Annotated in this window: 15 protein-coding genes; 11 read left to right on the plus strand and 4 right to left on the minus strand. The window is 72.4% G+C overall.

The features are described 5' to 3' along the window. Positions 1-2: 2 nt before the first annotated feature. Positions 3-605, plus strand: coding sequence for a TetR/AcrR family transcriptional regulator (locus tag NMK44_RS37260; protein WP_254751762.1), 603 nt, complete (start codon positions 3-5; stop codon positions 603-605). A 57-nt stretch (positions 606-662) separates the two neighbouring features. On the opposite strand, the gene NMK44_RS37265 is transcribed toward NMK44_RS37260, so the two are convergent. Next, complete coding sequence (locus NMK44_RS37265; RefSeq protein WP_254751764.1) at positions 663-1151, minus strand: Lrp/AsnC family transcriptional regulator; 489 nt, start codon at positions 1149-1151, stop codon at positions 663-665. A gap of 233 nt (positions 1152-1384) precedes the next feature. Between NMK44_RS37265 and pdhA the strand changes: the two genes are divergently transcribed. The 9 genes from pdhA (at position 1385) to NMK44_RS37310 (ending at position 11449) form a co-directional block, all read left to right on the plus strand. Next, positions 1385-2542: a pyruvate dehydrogenase (acetyl-transferring) E1 component subunit alpha gene (gene pdhA, locus NMK44_RS37270; RefSeq protein WP_254751766.1), complete on the plus strand. Its 1158-nt coding sequence runs from the start codon at positions 1385-1387 to the stop codon at positions 2540-2542. Continuing rightward, positions 2539-3633, plus strand: coding sequence for an alpha-ketoacid dehydrogenase subunit beta (locus NMK44_RS37275; RefSeq protein WP_254751768.1), 1095 nt, complete (start codon positions 2539-2541; stop codon positions 3631-3633). Before pdhA ends, NMK44_RS37275 begins: the two co-directional genes overlap by 4 nt. Beyond that, complete coding sequence (locus NMK44_RS37280; RefSeq protein WP_254751770.1) at positions 3633-5117, plus strand: dihydrolipoamide acetyltransferase family protein; 1485 nt, start codon at positions 3633-3635, stop codon at positions 5115-5117. The genes NMK44_RS37275 and NMK44_RS37280 overlap by 1 nt, the downstream gene beginning before the upstream one ends. Positions 5118-5617: 500 nt before the next feature. Continuing rightward, positions 5618-6466 (plus strand): NTP transferase domain-containing protein, encoded by an 849-nt coding sequence (locus tag NMK44_RS37285; protein ID WP_254751772.1) that lies wholly within the window; start codon positions 5618-5620, stop codon positions 6464-6466. Next, a complete protein-coding gene (locus NMK44_RS37290; protein WP_254751774.1) occupies positions 6463-8214 on the plus strand; it encodes a molybdopterin molybdotransferase MoeA in 1752 nt (583 codons plus the stop codon). Before NMK44_RS37285 ends, NMK44_RS37290 begins: the two co-directional genes overlap by 4 nt. Further along, entirely contained in the window at positions 8211-9269 is a 1059-nt protein-coding gene (locus NMK44_RS37295; RefSeq protein ID WP_254751776.1) for a potassium channel family protein, read from the plus strand. The genes NMK44_RS37290 and NMK44_RS37295 overlap by 4 nt, the downstream gene beginning before the upstream one ends. A gap of 23 nt (positions 9270-9292) precedes the next feature. After that, on the plus strand, positions 9293-10270 hold the full coding sequence (locus NMK44_RS37300; RefSeq protein WP_254751778.1) for an NAD(P)H-quinone oxidoreductase: 978 nt from the start codon (positions 9293-9295) through the stop codon (positions 10268-10270). Positions 10271-10373: 103 nt separating this feature from the next. Continuing rightward, positions 10374-10808, plus strand: a complete 435-nt coding sequence (locus NMK44_RS37305) for a hypothetical protein (RefSeq protein ID WP_254751780.1) — start codon at positions 10374-10376, stop codon at positions 10806-10808. Positions 10809-10885: 77 nt separating this feature from the next. Next, complete coding sequence (locus NMK44_RS37310) at positions 10886-11449, plus strand: bacterial proteasome activator family protein (RefSeq protein ID WP_302889068.1); 564 nt, start codon at positions 10886-10888, stop codon at positions 11447-11449. A gap of 90 nt (positions 11450-11539) precedes the next feature. Here the strand turns inward: NMK44_RS37310 and NMK44_RS37315 are convergent, their stop codons facing one another. After that, positions 11540-13174, minus strand: coding sequence for a protein kinase domain-containing protein (locus tag NMK44_RS37315; RefSeq protein ID WP_254751782.1), 1635 nt, complete (start codon positions 13172-13174; stop codon positions 11540-11542). Between the two features lie 309 nt (positions 13175-13483). Between NMK44_RS37315 and NMK44_RS37320 the strand changes: the two genes are divergently transcribed. Further along, complete coding sequence (locus NMK44_RS37320; protein ID WP_254751784.1) at positions 13484-15061, plus strand: protein kinase domain-containing protein; 1578 nt, start codon at positions 13484-13486, stop codon at positions 15059-15061. 95 nt (positions 15062-15156) lie between these two features. On the opposite strand, the gene NMK44_RS37325 is transcribed toward NMK44_RS37320, so the two are convergent. Together NMK44_RS37325 and NMK44_RS37330 are read right to left on the minus strand one after the other, a co-directional pair. Further along, positions 15157-16188: a phosphotransferase gene (locus NMK44_RS37325; RefSeq protein WP_254751806.1), complete on the minus strand. Its 1032-nt coding sequence runs from the start codon at positions 16186-16188 to the stop codon at positions 15157-15159. 108 nt (positions 16189-16296) lie between these two features. Then, on the minus strand, positions 16297-16959 hold the full coding sequence (locus NMK44_RS37330) for a response regulator (protein ID WP_254751808.1): 663 nt from the start codon (positions 16957-16959) through the stop codon (positions 16297-16299). Between the last annotated feature and the right edge of the window lie 316 nt (positions 16960-17275).

Raw genomic sequence — 17275 nt, forward strand, 5'->3', positions numbered from 1 at the left:
TCATGACCATGGCCAAGCGCGACACCTATACGCCCGAATCGCTGCTCGCGGTTGCCGTCGAGGTGTTCAACGAGCGCGGCTACGACGGCACCTCCATGGAGCACCTCTCCCGTGCCGCGGGGATCTCCAAGTCGTCGATCTACCACCACGTCAAGGGCAAGGAAGAGCTGCTGCGGCTGGCCATAAGCCGGGCGCTGGACGGTCTGTTCGGCATCCTGCAGGAGCCGGCCGCGCGCGAGGGCCGGGCCGTGGAGCGGCTGGAGCACGTCGTCCGGCGCACCACCGAGGTGCTGATGACGGAGCTGCCCTACGTCACGCTGCTGCTCCGCGTCCGGGGCAACACCGACACCGAGCGCTGGGCCATGGAACGCCGCCGGGAATTCGACCACCAGGTCGCCGAACTGCTCAAGCAGGCCGCGGCCGACGGTGACCTGCGGGCGGACGTGGACGCGCGGCTGGCCACCCGGCTGCTCTTCGGCATGATCAACTCGATTGTCGAGTGGTACCGGCCGGGCCGCGGTGGGGCCGCGACCTCCGGTGAGGTCGCCGACGCGGTGGTGCGCACCGCTTTCACCGGTCTGCGCACCAAGACCGAGGGGGCCTGAACCCGCTCAGCGGTGTGGAAGCCGGGCTCTCGGAAGCTGAGCCGGGTCGGGGGCCGGTCACGGCTCCGAATCGAGGTCCGTCTCCTCGAAGACCAGCAGCGTCCGGGTGCTCAGCACCTCCGGCATCGCCTGGATCCGGGTGAGGACCAGCTCGCGCAGCGAGCGGTTGTCCGGGGTGTGCACCAGCAGCAGTACATCGAAATCCCCGCTGACCAATGCGATGTGGGCGGCGCCCGGCAGTTCCCTGAGCTGCTCGCGCACGGTGCGCCAGGAATTCTGGACGATCTTCAGCGTGATGTACGCGGACGCGCCCTGACCGGCCCGCTCCTGGTCCACCCGGGCGCTGAAACCGCGGATCACCCCGTCGTCGATCAGACGGTTGATCCGGGCGTAGGCATTGGCCCGGGACACATGTACCTGATCCGCCACGGAGCGTATCGAGGCCCGGCCGTCGGCCCGTAGCAGACGGAGGATGTCGCGGTCGATGGAGTCCAGTGGCCGAGCGGGCGGTTTGCCGTCCGAATGGGCCATCTGTTCGTCCCGCATACCGCCCCGCCTCCCCTGAATGGACATCCTGTCTTCATCTCAGGGGGTGCGGAACCGTTTGTCCACAGGCTGGGGTCGCCTGTAGCCAAAATGCGTCGGCGACCGAACAATCGGTAGGGAGGGGCGTCGCTGTGGCGTGCCTCACGTTCCTGCTGTCCGCCCGCCTGTCTTCCACCTACCCCCCTCGAGCGAGGTGCTGAGCACCACCTCCCTCAAGTCCCGGAGGTCGCGTCATGACGGTCCTTGAGCAGCCCGGTGCCTACCGGCCCACTCCCCCGCCCGCCTGGCGGCCCCGCGCCGACGCCGCGCCGCTGCTGCCCGACGCCGAGCCGTACCGCCTGCTGGGCACCGCGGCCGCCGCGGACGTCGCCGCCGACCTGCTCACCAGGCTCCACCGCGAGCTGGTGCACGGCCGCCGGTACAACGCGCAGGCCACCGCGCTGACGCGGCAGGGCCGGCTGGCCGTCTACCCGTCCTCCACCGGCCAGGAGGCCTGTCAGGTGGCCGCGGGTCTGGTGCTCGAGGAGCGCGACTGGCTCTTCCCCAGCTACCGCGACACCCTCGCCGCCGTCGTCCGCGGCCTCGACCCGGTCCAGGCCCTCACCCTGCTCCGCGGTGACTGGCACTCCGGCTACGACCCGCGCGACCACCGCGTCGCCCCCCTGTCCACCCCGCTCGCCACTCAGCTTCCGCACGCGGTCGGGCTGGCCCACGCCGCCCGCCTCAAGGGCGATGACGTGGTGGCCCTCGCCCTCGTCGGCGACGGCGGCACCAGCGAGGGCGACTTCCACGAGGCCCTGAACTTCGCCGCCGTCTGGCAGGCCCCGGTCGTCTTCCTCGTCCAGAACAACGGCTTCGCGATCTCCGTCCCGCTCGCCAAGCAGACCGCCGCGCCCTCGCTCGCCCACAAGGCCGTCGGCTACGGCATGCCCGGCCGTCTGGTCGACGGCAATGACGCGGCCGCCGTCCACCGGGTCCTCGACGAGGCCGTGCGCAGGGCCCGCTCCGGCGGGGGCCCCACCCTCGTCGAGGCCGTCACCTACCGGATGGACGCCCACACCAACGCGGACGACGCCACTCGCTACCGGACCGATGACGAGGTCGAGGCATGGCGGGCACATGACCCGATAGCGCTCCTGGAGGAGGCCATGCGGGACCGCGATCTGCTCGACGACCGGAGCGTGGAAGCCGTGCGCGAGTCCGCGGAGCGGCTGGCCGCCGGTCTGCGCGAGCGGATGAACCAGGAGCCGGTCGTCGATCCCATGGAGCTCTTCGAGCACATCTACGCCGACAAGACCAGCCAGCTGCGTGAGCAGGCGGCCCAGCTCCGTGCCGAGCTCGAGGCCGAGGCCGAGGCCGAGGCCGACGAATCCGAAAAGGGTGCACGATGACCACCGCCACAGCCGCCGGGACCGGCACCGCCCGCAAGCCCGCGACCATGGCCCAGGCCCTCGGCCGCGCCCTGCGTGACGCCATGGCCGCCGACCCCTCCGTCCACGTCCTCGGCGAGGACGTCGGCACCCTCGGCGGTGTCTTCCGCGTCACCGACGGGCTCGCCAAGGAGTTCGGCGACACCCGCTGTACGGATACGCCGCTGGCCGAGGCGGGCATCCTCGGCACCGCCGTCGGGATGGCGATGTACGGGCTGCGGCCCGTCGTCGAGATGCAGTTCGACGCCTTCGCGTACCCGTCCTTCGAGCAGCTCATCAGCCATGTCGCCAAGATGCGCAACCGGACGCGCGGCGCCATGCCGCTGCCGATCACCGTGCGGGTGCCGTACGGCGGCGGCATCGGCGGGGTCGAGCACCACAGCGACTCCTCCGAGATCTACTACATGGCCACCCCCGGCCTCCATGTCGTCGCCCCCGCGACCATCGCCGACGCCTACGGGCTGCTGCGTGCCGCCATCGCCTCCGACGACCCCGTCGTCTTCCTCGAGCCCAAGCGGCTCTACTGGTCCAAGGGCGACTGGTCGCCCGACCGGCCCGACGAGGTCCCGCCGATCGGACAGGCCGTCGTCCGGCGGCCGGGCGGCGCCGCGGTGGGCGACACGGCGCCGGCCGGTGGCCGGGCCGGGCGGGGCCGCAGCGCCACGCTCATCTCCTACGGACCCTCCGTTCCCATCTGCCTCGAGGCCGCCGAGGCGGCCCGCGCCGAGGGCTGGGACCTCGAGGTCGTCGATCTGCGCTCGCTCGTGCCCTTCGACGACGAGACGGTCTGCGCCTCGGTCCGCCGCACCGGGCGCGCTGTTGTCGTCCACGAGGCCACCGGGTTCGGCGGGCCCGGCGGGGAGATCGCCGCCCGGATCACCGAGCGGTGCTTCCACCACCTCGAGGCGCCGGTGCTCAGGGTCACCGGGTTCGACATTCCCTACCCGCCGCCCATGCTCGAGCGGCACCATCTGCCCGGTGTGGACCGGGTACTGGACGCAGTCGCCCGGCTGCAGTGGGAGTCGGAGTTCACCGAGGGGAGGGCCGTCTGATGGCCGTGGTGCGGGAGTTCACCCTGCCGGATCTGGGTGAGGGGCTCACCGGCGCGGAGATCGTGCGCTGGCTGGTCCAGGTCGGCGATGTCGTCGCCATCGACCAGCCGGTCGTCGAGGTCGAGACCGCCAAGGCCATGGTCGACGTGCCCTGTCCGTATGGCGGGGTGGTCACCGCCCGATTCGGCGAAGAGGGCACCGAGATGCCGGTGGGTGCGCCGCTGATCACGGTCGCCGTTCCGGAGGGGGCGGATGAGCCGGGGGGCGGAGCCGGGGCTGGGTCTGGGGCCGGGGCTGCCGGTGACGCGGCCGCGTCTGATGGTGGGTCGGGCAATGTGCTCGTCGGGTACGGCACGACCGCCCCGGCCGCGCGGCGTCGCCGGGTTCGGCCCGGGGCGGCGGTTCCGGCTGGTGCGGTGGCCGTCGGGGTCGGGGCCGGGGCCGGGGCCGGGAGTGGGTCCGGGGGCGGGCGCGCTGTGGCTGAGGCCGTGTCCCGTCCGGCCGTTGCCGTGGCGGACGAGCGGCCCGCGGATGGGCCGATCCCGGTGATCTCGCCGCTGGTGCGGCGGCTCGCCCGTGAACACGGTCTCGATCTGCGCGGGCTGACCGGGTCCGGGCCCGATGGGCTGATCCTGCGTGCGGATGTCGAGCGGGCGGTACGGGGCGCCGGCGTCGGCGGTGTCGACGGCGGTGTCGACGGCGTCGCGGTCGGCCGTGGTGTGACGAACGGTGTCGCCAACGGGGTGGTGGCGGACGGCCCCGCCGTGGCTGCCTCCGCTCCGGCGCCGTCGGGGCAGGAGGAGCGCGTTCCGCTGCGCGGCCTGCGGGGCGTGGTCGCCGACAAGCTGGCGCGGAGCCGCCGGGAGATCCCCGACGCCACCTGCTGGGTGGACGCCGACGCCACGGAGTTGCTCGCCGCCCGCACGGCCATGAACGCCGCCGGTGGCCCGAAGGTCTCCCTGCTCGCCGTCCTGGCCCGCATCTGCACGGCGGCGCTCGCCCGCTACCCCGAGCTCAACGCCAGGGTGGACATGGAGAGCCGTGAGATCGTCCGTCTCTCCGAGGTGCACCTCGGCTTCGCGGCGCAGACCGATCGGGGGCTGGTCGTACCGGTGGTGCGCGATGCGCACGCCCGCAGCGTCGAGGGGCTCTCCGCGGAGATCGCCCGGCTGACCGAGTCCGCCCGCGCGGGGTCGCTCGCCCCGGCGGAGCTGACGGGCGGCACGTTCACCCTGAACAACTACGGCGTCTTCGGGGTCGACGGATCGACGCCGATCATCAACCACCCGGAGGCGGCGATGCTCGGCGTCGGCCGGATCGTCCCGAAGCCGTGGGTGCACGAGGGTGAGCTCGCGGTGCGGCATGTGGTGCAGCTTTCGTTCACGTTCGACCACCGGGTGTGCGACGGCGGGACGGCCGGCGGGTTCCTGAGGTACGTGGCCGACTGTGTGGAGCGACCGATGGTGCTGCTGCGGGGGTTGTAGCCGCGGCCGATGGTGTTGCTGCGGGTGGTCGGGGGTGCGCCCGGGGTGTGGTCGGGTGCGGGTCCGGGGCCTCCGGGGTGGGGCCCTGGACCGTATATTTACGGCGCCGTTGCCCGGGGACGTGAGCCTGGGCCGGAGATTGGCGCCACAAATACACGACAGCGTCCAGGACCCCACCCCTGCGACCCCGCACCCTCCCGTCTCGTCGGCGGCTTCCCGCGACCGCCTCTCCCTCGCCGCATGTTGCGCGCACGGTGGGTTGTGGGGCAGAGGTGGGCGCATGCCGGTGGCGGGCCGTCGCGCTTCCCCCGCCGTGTCCCTGTCGTGGGATGCGATGCCGGTGGTGGGCCATACGGCTTTCCGGGGGGCGTGTGTCCGTCGCGGTGCGATGCCGGTGGGGGCGTACGGGTGCTCATGATCTCGTTCCACTTGCGGGCCGCGTGCGCTGGTGCGCCGGTGGGGGTGGGGTTGGGGCGGGCCCCGCGGGCCATACTCGTGGGGTGACTCCCGGTGCGTATGACGCTGTGATCCTGGCCGGAGGCGCCGCCCGGCGCCTCGGTGGGGCGGACAAACCCGCCCTGCGCGTGGGCGGACGCGCCCTGCTCGACCGGGTGCTGGCCGCCTGCCGGGGTGCCGGGGAGACCGTCGTCGTCGGACCGCGCAGGCCGACCGCCCGGCCCGTCCGCTGGGTCCGCGAGGAGCCGCCGGGCGGCGGGCCCGTGGCCGCCCTCGACGCGGGTGTACGGCAGACCACCGCGCCCGTCGTGGTCGTGCTCTCCGCCGATCTGCCCTTTCTCACCCCTGAGACCGTGACATCCCTGCTCAGCGGGGTGGGGGACGGCGACGGTGTGATCCTCACGGATGCCGACGGACGGGACCAGCCCCTCGTCGCCGCCTATCGCGCCGAGCCGTTGCGGCGCGAGCTCGCGCTGCTCGCCGCGGAGCACGGGCGCCTCTCCGGCCTTCCGCTCCGGCTGCTCACCTCCGAGCTCTCCCTCGGCCTCCTCCACCACCCCACGGCGTCCTTCGACTGCGACACCTGGGAGGACATCACGACAGCCCGTGCGCGGATCAGGGAGCATGGAGTCGTGTTGGATGAATGGATCACCGCGGTCAAGGCCGAACTCGGGATCGACCTCGATGTCGACACCGCCGCCCTGCTCGACCTGGCACGGGACGCCGCGCACGGAGTCGCCCGCCCCGCCGCTCCGCTGACCACCTTCCTCGTCGGCTATGCCGCGGCCCAGGGCGGCGGCACCGAGGCGCTGGCCGAGGCGATGCGCAAGGCGTCGGCGCTGGCCGCCCGTTGGGCCGATGAGGCCGGGACACCGGAGCAGTCGGCGGGATGACGCGACGCGACGGGACGGGGGACGACGAGGCGCTCGACCGCGAGGTCGACGAGGCGCTGGCGCTCGCCAACGAGCGGGCGGCGCCCGCGTCCCCGCCCGAGGACGACGACGAGGAACGGGACTGGGCCAGCCCCGCCCTCGACCTCGCCCGCGGACGTACCGGTCGCCGGACCCCGCCGCCGGGGCACCGTCGCGCGACCTCGGCAGAACACGGGGACGCGATGGCAGATCACCCGCCGGGGCGCGGCCGCCGGACCTCGGGAGGGGACGGGGACGCAGGGGCGGGGGCCCTGGACGCTCCGGGGTCCCCCATGCCGAAGGCCAGGGGCGTATTGTGGCGCCAATCTCCGGGCGACCACACGTCCCCGGGCACCGGCGCCAAAAATAAACGGTCCAGGGCCCCCGCACCGGAGTCCCCGGACCCGCACCCGGAAGACGGCCCCGGCGCACCCATCACCCCCCGCACCTGGTCCGCCGCCCGTGCCACCGCCTCAGCAGCCCCCGAAGCCGCCGGGACACCGGCGCCCGCCACCGTCGTGCGCCCGCTCGCCGACGCGCTCGGCGAGGTCCTCGGCGAGCCCCTCGCGGCCCTCACCGACCTTCCGCCGTTCGACACCTCCGCCATGGACGGCTGGGCCCTCGCCGGTCCCGGTCCCTGGCGCCTCATCCAGGACCCCGGGGAGCCCGGGGTCCTCGCCGGGCACGGGGCTCCCGACCCGCTCCCCGACGGGCGGGCCGTCCGCATCGCCACCGGCGCCCGGATCCCGCCCGGCACGACCGCCGTCCTCCGCTCCGAACACGGCACCGACAGCGGTGACGGCTGGCTCCACGCCGCTCCCGCCCATCCGGTCGCCATGGGCCAGGACATCCGCAACCGCGGCCAGGAGTGCCGCAGCGGCGATCACCTGCTGCCCGCGGGCACCCCGGTCACCCCCGCCGTGCTGGGGCTCGCCGCCGCCTCCGGCTACGACGAGCTGGTCACCGTCCGCGCCCCGCGCGTCGAGGTCCTCGTCCTCGGGGACGAGCTGCTGACCGAGGGACGGCCGCGGGACGGCCGGATCCGGGACGCGCTGGGCCCCATGGTCGGTCCGTGGCTGCGGGCGCTCGGCGCCGAGGTGGTGCGGACGCGCCGGCTGGCCGATGACGCCGACGCGGTCCACGCGGCCGTGGCCGGGTCGACCGCCGATGTGATCGTCACGACCGGCGGCACCGCGGCCGGACCGGTCGATCATGTGCACCCCACACTGCGCCGCCTGGGGGCGGAGCTGCTGGTGGACGGGGTGAAGGTACGGCCGGGGCATCCGATGCTGCTGGCGCGGCTGGCACCCGGCCGGCATCTGGTCGGTCTGCCGGGCAATCCGCTGGCCGCCGTCTCCGGTCTGCTGACCCTCGCCGAGCCGCTGCTGCGCACCCTCGGGGCCCGCCCCGGGGCCGAGTCGCGCCGGATGCCGCTGGCCGCGGCGGTGCGCGGACATCCGGCCGACACCCGGCTGGTGCCCGTGGCCTTCCGGCGCGGGGCGGCCCTGCCGCTCCGCTTCAGCGGTCCGGCGATGCTGCGCGGTATCGCGGCGGCGGACGGGCTCGCCGTGGTCCCGCCCGGCGGCGCGGACCTGGACGACCCGGCCGAGGTGCTGCCGCTGCCCTGGTCGGCCGGGTACGGCAGGACACCCGCGGCACCGGCCGGGGCCACGGCCCCCGGCAGATCCGATGACGACGACGGCATACCCACCCCGGAGGCCCCCGCGTGAAGCTGCCCAGTCAGGACGCGGCCGCCCGTCCCCCCGAGGACACCAGTCACCGTGTCCGGCTGCCCCACTTCTCGGCGGGTCCGCTGCGCCAGGTCGTCAGCCGGCTGCTGCTGGCCCTGCTCGTGATGGTGCTGACCGTGGTCATCGTGTACACGGACCGGGCCGGCTACCACGACAACAGCGACAACCACGTCGACTTCCTGGACTCCGTGTACTACTCGACCGTCACGCTGTCCACCACCGGTTACGGCGACATCGTCCCGTACAGCGACAGCGCGCGGCTCAGCAACATCCTGCTCGTCACCCCGCTCCGCGTGATCTTCCTGATCATCCTGGTCGGCACCACCCTCGAGGTCCTGGCCGAACGCACCCGTGAGCAGTACCGCTTGAACCGCTGGAGGTCCGCCTTGCGCGATCACACCGTTGTCGTCGGCTTCGGGACCAAGGGGCGGTCCGCCGTGCAGACGCTCTGTGCGACCGGGCTGCGCAAGAACCAGGTGGTGGTCGTCGATCCCAACCACAAGGTGATCGAGGCGGCCAACGCGGAGGGGTTCGCGGGGGTCGTGGGCGACGCGACCCGCAGCGATGTGCTGTTGCGGGCGGAGGCGCAGCGGGCGCGGCAGTTCGTGATCGCGACCCAGCGGGACGACACCGCGGTGCTGGTCACCCTGACGGCCCGGCAGCTCAACAAGCGCGCCAACATCGTGGCCGCGGTGCGGGAGGAGGAGAACGCGCCGCTGCTGCGCCAGTCCGGCGCCGACGCGGTGATCACCAGCGCGAGCGCGGCGGGGCGGCTGCTCGGGATGAGCGTCCAGAGCCCGACCGCGGGCGCGGTGATCGAGGACCTGATCCAGCAGGGCAGCGGACTGGACCTGGTGGAGCGCACGGTGGTCAAGGCGGAGGTGGGCCGTTCGGTGCGGGACACCGACGACCTGGTGGTCTCGGTGCGGCGCGGCCACCGGCTGCTGGCGTACGACGACCCGGACGCGAGCCCGCTCCAGGCGGCCGACCGGCTGATCACGATCGTGCGCGCGCCGACGCCGTCGGAGGAGTGAGCGGCGGGAGTAGCCTCGCGGCCATGCATGCGATCACGATTCCCGAACCCGGCGGACCGGAAGCGCTTCTGTGGGCGGAGGTGCCCGACCCCGTGCCCGGTGAGGGGGAAGTCCTCATCGATGTGGTGGCCGGTGGTGTCAACCGCGCCGATCTGCTGCAGCGTCAGGGCGTCTATCCGCCGCCGCCCGGTGCCTCCGGCTATCCGGGTCTCGAGTGCTCGGGCCGGATCGCCGCGGTGGGCCCCGGTGCCACCGGCTGGACGGTGGGGGACGAGGTGTGCGCGCTGCTCGCGGGCGGCGGCTACGCGGAGCGGGTGGTTGTCCCGGCGGGGCAGGTGCTGCCGGTGCCGGAGGGGGTCGATCTGGTCACCGCGGCGGCGCTGCCCGAAGTGACCGCGACCGTATGGTCGAACGTCTTCATGATCTCCCATCTGCGGCCGGGCGAGACGCTGTTGGTGCACGGCGGCTCCAGCGGGATCGGCACGATGGCGATCCAGCTCGCGAAGGCGGTCGGGGCGCGGGTCGCGGTGACCGCGGGGAGCGCGGAGAAGCTGGCGGCCTGCGGTGAGCTGGGGGCCGACATCCTCATCAACTACCGCGAGCAGGATTTCGTGGAGGAGGTGCGCCGGGGCACCGACGGTGCGGGGGCGGACGTCATCCTGGACATCGTCGGCGCCAAGTACCTCGCCCGGAACGTGGAGACGCTCGCCGTGAACGGCCGGCTGGCCATCATCGGCCTCCAGGGCGGGGTGAAGGCCGAGCTCAACCTCGCCACCCTGCTGGCCAAGAGCTGCGCGGTGATGGCCACCGGGCTGCGGGGCCGTTCGCTGCCGCAGAAGGCGGCGATCGTCGCGGCGGTGCGGGAGCACGTCTGGCCGCTGATCGGCAGTGGCCGGGTCCGTCCGATCGTGGACCGTACGGTGCCGATGCGGGAGGCCGCTGAGGCGCACCGGCTGCTGGACTCCAGTGCGCATGTGGGCAAGGTGCTGCTCACGGTCTGACCCGGGGCCGGGACCCGGACAGCGGTGCCTGGAATGCCCCGTTCGTACCCCTGTGTGAACCTGAACCCGTTACGCACCGGTTCAGCACGGGAGAGTGACGACCGTGACCCCTGCGCTCCGCACCCTTCCCGCGGCCCTGCTCGTGGCGGCCGTGCTGTCGTCGGCCCCCGTCGCACGGGCCGACGACGGCGGGCTCGCGGGCACCCACGCCGGGGAGGGCCGTACGCACCCGGGCCGGACCGACCCGCCTGCCGTCCCGCCCCCCGCCGACGACGGCGGGATCGGCGAGGAGGGCGAGGGCGGCCGATCCTGGCAGCTCGTGCCCCGGTGGACAGCGTCCGAGCTGACCCCGCCGGAGACGGACGGGCCGCCGGTGGCCCGGGAGCCGGCGCCGTCGCAGCGCCGGTACGAGACGGGGCGTACCGCCGCCGAGCCGTCCGGCCGGGCGATGCGGGTGCTGCCGCTGGGCACCGGGCTGGCGCTGACCGGACTCGGGCTGGGGCTGGCGTTCCTGGGGCTGCGGCTGCGCCGCCGGTGAATCCCCGGTGGGGTATCCGGGGCCGCCGGGTCCCCCCTCGCCCCCCGCACCAGGTGCCGGTGCGGAACAATGGGGGTATGAACCAGCCGATGAACGAACGCTCGCAGGAGAGCCCGCACGTCCTGGTCGTCGGTCCGGACGGTATGGCGCTCGGCGGTGTCACTCCTGGCGAGGGCAGTGGTGACGACGAGTCGCGCGAGGTTCCCGTGACGGACATGGTCGAACAGCCGGCGAAGGTCATGCGGATCGGCAGCATGATCAAGCAGCTTCTGGAGGAAGTCAGGGCGGCACCTCTCGACGAGGCCAGCCGGGTCCGGCTCAAGGAGATCCACTCCAGTTCGGTGAAGGAGCTGGAGGACGGGCTGGCGCCCGAGCTGATCGAGGAGCTGGAGCGGCTGTCGCTGCCCTTCACGGACGATGTGATTCCCACCGAGGCGGAGCTGCGCATCGCCCAGGCGCAGTTGGTCGGCTGGCTGGAGGGTCTCTTCCACGGCATCCAGACGACGCTGTTCGCCCAGCAGATGGCGGCCCGCGCCCAGCTTGAGCAGATGCGCCGGGCGCTGCCGCCGGGCGTCGGCCCCGAGGACGGCGAGCTCGGGGCGCCGCCGCACGGCGGAGCCCGTTCGGGCCCGTATCTCTGACGGGTTCCGCGCCCCGGAAAGTGTGGCGGGCCGCCCCGGGACACGTGCCCGGAGCGGCCCGCCGTCGTCTGCGCCGCGAGCGGTTGCGGATCAGTCGTCCGGCATACCGGTGGAGACGGTCAGCTCGATGGTGTCCGTGTCCGGGTTGTACGGCTCGTAGTTCCGGTACGTGTAGTTGAGGACCGTGCCCTTGCCCCAGAGGTTCTCGTCCTCGGTGGTGACCCGGTACTTCCAACCCGCCCGCTGGATGCACTTCTTGACGGAGTCGATGTACTTGTTCTGGAAGTCGGGCACCCAGTAGCTGCCCTTGTGGGACGAGTCCTCGGACGCGTCCGTGCACTTCTCGACTTCGATGGTCTTGGTCTTGTCGCCCATCCGGAAGCCCGCCGGGGTCGCGGTGGGCTTCTTGGTGGGCTCCTTGCTCTCATCGTCCTTCGAGCCGTGGCCCCCGCTGAGGGCGATCACCAGGACCAGGGCGAGCACCGCGATCGCCGCGACGACGGCGGAGCCGATGATCACGCGCTTGTTGCCGTTGCCACCGCCCCCGTTCGAGGGCGCCGGGGAGGGGTTAAGGCTGTACGGCGGCGGGGTGGCGGCCCCTCCGCCGTACGCGGGCGGCGGGGTCTGGAAGCCCTGCTGCCCCACGGCCTGGGTGGGCGTCGGAGTGGACGGGCCGAAGGCGCCGAACTGGCCGGTGGGCTGCGGCGGCTGGTACGGCGTCTGCACCCCGCTCTGGCCCTGGGCGGCGTGCTGCTGGTCGACGGGCGGGAAGACCGCCGAGCCGACACCGGAGCCGCTGCGGGCCGGCGGACCGCCGCTGATGATGATCGGCGTGGCACCGGTCTGGCCGGTGCGGGTGACCCGGGCGCACTCGTCGCGCATCGCCTCGGCGGTGGGGAAGCGCTCGTTCGGGTTCTTCTTCAGCGCGCGGGCGACCAGCGCGTCCACCGCCGGGGGTATGGACTGGTTGATCGTGGACGGCGCGACCGGCTCTTCCTGGACATGCGCATAGGCGATGGCCAGCGGGGAGTCCGCGTCGAAGGGCAGCCGCCCGGTCAGCAGCTCGAAGAGCATGATGCCCACCGAGTACAGATCGCTGCGGGCGTCCACGCCGCGGCCCAGCGCCTGCTCGGGGGAGAGGTACTGCGGGGTGCCCACGACCATGCCGGTCTGGGTCATGGAGGTCACACCGGACTGCATGGCGCGGGCGATGCCGAAGTCCATGACTTTGACCACATTACGCTTGGTCATCATCACGTTACCGGGCTTGATGTCCCGGTGGACCAGCCCCATTTCATGGCTGATCTCCAGCGCCGCCAGGACGTCGCCGGTGATTTTCAGCGCCTTTTCGGTCGGCATCGCGCCGTATTGCCGGACGTCGGTGTCCAGTACCGAACGCAGCGGCTGGCCCTCGACGTACTCCATGACGATGTACGGCATCAGGGCGTCGTCGAGCGAGTCCTCGCCCGTATCGAATACCGAGACGATGTTGGTGTGCGTGAGCTTCGCAACAGACTGCGCCTCGCGGCGGAAACGCTCCCTGAAGGACTGCTCGCGCCCGAGTTCGCTGTGCAGCGTCTTGATGGCGACCTGGCGGTCCAGGACCGAGTCGTAGGCCAGGTGAACGGAGGCCATGCCGCCCTCGCCCAGCAGGTCACGGAGTTCGTAGCGGCCGTTCGCCAGGGATCGCCCCTGGTATCGGCCCGGTGCGCCCTGCTGGCTCATTCCTGCATCCCCCTCGGCGCACCCACTGTTCTGACGCGCACGTTTCAACGCATTGATCTTCAAGTTCTGGATATCGTGGCCAAGTCTGCCCGAGGCCACGGACACGTCAAGCCGCGTGCCCGTTCCGTGACCGGATGCGCAAGAACCCGTCACGCGATTTGCATCGCTTCACCGCCAACAGGTTTGATGGCCGGTCCATCACAACCGAAGCGTGGCGCGATGCCTGTAGCGTGCCTAGCAGGAACCGTACCGCCCGTGGGCGGGGCGATGTAGACCAGACCCCCACCGAGAACGAGACGGCGAGGACCGATGGCACAGACCCAGAGCGCCCAGGGGCCTTCCGAACCTGACGCCAGCGGGTCCGGAATGTCCGACTCGCCGGAATTGTGGGGTAACGGAGGTCTCGTCGGTGATGGGCGATATCGCCTGACGCACCGTCTCGGCCGCGGTGGCATGGCCGAGGTGTTCGGCGCCGAGGACCTGCGGCTCGGCCGTACGGTCGCGGTGAAGCTGCTCCGCGCCGACCTCGCCGAGGACCCCGTCTCCAAGGCCCGCTTCACCCGCGAGGCCCAGTCCGTCGCCGGGCTGAACCACCACGCCGTGGTCGCGGTCTACGACTCCGGCGAGGACGTCGTCGGCCAGAACACCGTGCCGTACATCGTCATGGAGCTGGTCGAGGGCCGGACCATCCGGGATCTGCTGCTGAACGCCGAGGCGCCGCCGCCCGAGCAGGCGCTGATCATCGTCTCCGGGGTGCTGGAGGCGCTGGCCTACAGCCACCAGCACGGCATCGTGCACCGTGACATCAAGCCCGCGAACGTGATCATCACCAACAGCGGCGCCGTCAAGGTCATGGACTTCGGCATCGCCCGCGCCCTGCACGGCGCGCAGTCCACCATGACCCAGACCGGCATGGTCATGGGCACCCCGCAGTACCTCTCCCCGGAGCAGGCCCTCGGCAAGGCCGTGGACCACCGCTCCGACCTGTACGCCACCGGCTGTCTCCTCTACGAGCTGCTGGCGCTGCGTCCGCCCTTCACCGGCGAGACCCCGCTGTCCGTCGTCTACCAGCACGTCCAGGACATCCCCGTGCCGCCGTCGGAGAGCTCCGGCGGGCAGGTGCCGCCGGAGCTGGACGGCCTGGTGATGCGCTCCCTCGCCAAGGACCCGGACGACCGGTTCCAGAGCGCCGAGGAGATGCGCGGGCTGGTGCAGTACGCCCTCCAGATGCTGCACGAGGCGGGCGGCCACACCGGGATGTGGAACACCGGCCCGGTCACCCAGCACCTGGGCGGCTCCACCCCCGCCATGGGCATGCCCGGTGTCGGGGCGACCACCGCGCTGCCGCACCCGGGCCACGGCGAGACCTCCCAGCAGCCGCTCATCCCCACCCGCGGGGGCGATGACGACGACGGCTACGGCGGGTACGACGACGGCTCCGGCGGACGCCGCAAGGGCCGCGGCAAGGTGTGGCTGATCGCCGCGCTCGCGGTGATCGCCATCATGGCCGGAGTCGCCTTCGCCCTCCAGGCCGGTAAGAAGGACGGCGGGAACACCCCGGACAAGCCCCCGGCGAGCGAGCAGGAGAAGGAGCCCTCGAAGCCGAGGGACAAGCCGAGCGACGAGCCGTCCGACACGACGCCGTCGGAGGACAGCACCGGCGACACGGACGACGACTGGACCCCGAGCCAGTCCCCGGACCCGTCGTACTCCGAGGACTGGCCCTCGGACGAGCCGAGCGAAGAGCCGTCGGAGGAGCCCTCGGACGAGCCGTCGGACGAGGAGACCACGCCCGACGACGAGCCGACGACTACGCCGCCGGACGAGCCGACCGACGAGCCGACTACCCCGGATCTGCCGACGGACGACGCCAGCGACGCGGGCTGATCCACCGCGGAAGACATGACCGGACGGCCGGGGCCTCGCGCCCCGGCCGTCCGGCGTTTCCGGTCCGCTGCAGGGACGGCCCGGCGGTCGCCGGGTCAGTCGCAGAAGGCGTCCCGGACCGCCTCGTACTCCCGTGTCCACCACACCACCAGCGCCGCGGCGGCCGGGAACTGATGGTCGGCGCGGCGGTCCCCACGCTGGTAGCGCCAGCGCAGCATCCAGAAGTCATGCAGCCGCTCCCACCACACCCGGTGGACGGCGGCGGCCATCTCGCCCGCCCCCGCGCCCGCCGTACAGCGGTAGGCACGGGCGTAGGAGCGGATCTTGGGGAGCTCCAGGGTGCCCCCGGGACGTACGAAGAAGATCGCGGCGGCGCGGACCGCCTCCTCGGCGCGCGGATGCACCCCCAGGCGGTCCCAGTCGACGATGGCCGCCGGTTCCGTATCGCGGTAGAGCAGGTTCAGCGGGTGGAAGTCGCCATGGACCCAGCCGGTGACCGGGAACGCCTCCGGCCGCCGGTGGGCGTACCGCTCGACCAGGCTCCGCCGTTCGACCAGCCGGTGCTCGGCCAGCTCGTCGAAGGTGTCGCGCGGACGGTGGCCGCGGACCAGCGCCAGCAACTCGTCGATGACGGCGAAGGTGTCCTCGGGGGCGGCCGAGGGGTCCGGGGGCTGCGGATCGTGCGCCCGCGCGCGCATCACCCGCTCCAGACCGGTGTGCACGACCCCGAGCAGTCCGCCGAGCCGCCAGCACTGGGGGGCGGTCAGCTCACCGCCGTCCCGGTGTCTGCCGTCCACCCAGGGGTGCAGGGCGTAGCAGCGCCCGCCGATGACCGCGACGGTGTTCCCGTGGGCGTCGGCGACGGGCGGGGCGACGGGCAGGCCGAGCGCCTCCAGCCGCTGGGTGGCCCGGTGCTGGCGGATGATGGCGGCGCGGTCGCCGTCCAGGTGGTGCTTGAGGAAGAACCGGCCGCGGGTGGTGGTCAGGTGGTAGCCGCGGTTGAGCAGTCCCTGGGTGAGCGGGCGGCAGGACAGAGCCTCACCGGTGCCGTCGTAGCGGCGGAGCAGATCGCTCAGCGTCGCCCCGTCGGGAGCGGGCTCGGCGGATGTGACATGTGAGCGCGGCACTTGCCAGATGTTAGATCACGCGGCGTCACGGACCGGGCGCGCAGGTGTACCACGGGGGCGGGTCGATGCGGGGAGGGGCGGGCGCGGTGGCGGGCGCGCTCCGGGGCCTCAGTGCTTCTGGGTCTCGGCCTGCATCCGGGCCACATAGGCGGCGGCCTGCGAGCGGCGCTCCATGCCCAGCTTGGAGAGCAGACTGGAGACATAGTTTTTGATCGTCTTCTCGGCGAGATGGAGCCGTTCGCCGATCGCCCGGTTGGTCAGCCCCTCCCCGATCAGCAGCAGGATCCGGCGCTCCTGTTCGGTGAGCGAGGCCAGCCGGGCGTCGGGCTTGGCGACACCGCCGCGCAGCCGGTCCAGCACCCGGGCGGTGGCCACCGGGTCCAGCAGGGAGCGGCCCGCGGCCACGTCCCGCACCGCGGCGAGCAGTTCGCCGCCCCGGATGTCCTTGAGCACATATCCGGAGGCGCCCGCCATGATGGCGTCGAACAGCGCCTCGTCGTCCGCGAAGGAGGTGAGCATCATGCAGTGGACGGACTCGTCGCGCGAGCGGATCTCCCGGCAGACCTCGACCCCGCTGCGGTCCGGCAGCCGGACGTCGAGCACGGCGACATCCGGACGGGTGGCCGTGATCCGGGCCAGCGCGTCGGCCGCGGTGCCCGCCTCGCCGACCACTTCCATATCCGGCTCGCTCGCGAGGAGCTCCCGGACGCCGCGCCGTACGACTTCATGGTCGTCGAGTAGGAAAATCCTGATTTTTCCTTCATCGCGCACGGATCCAGTCTCACACACCAACTCTTCCCGTGCCTTTGTCCAGCGGGATACCGTGCGCTTGTCCGGCGGACTGCGGGGCTGTGACCAGTGGATGTGTCCCCATCGGCGCGATTTACTTGGAAATCCAAGCAAAATTGCAGGTCAGGTGGGGTTTCGCAGACATGCGACCCACTGGGTAACGTGCTTTTTGCAGGACCAGCCGCCGGGAAACCTGTCACGCCCGGTCGGGCTTCGACGCACCCACCCCGTGCGCCGTCGTCATGAACGGGCGAGCCGCAACTGGCCGCCGGCGGATCCCGGAGGCCGGACAGACGGA

This window comes from Streptomyces cucumeris, assembly GCF_024295805.1.
Classification (GTDB): Bacteria; Actinomycetota; Actinomycetes; order Streptomycetales; family Streptomycetaceae; genus Streptomyces; species Streptomyces cucumeris.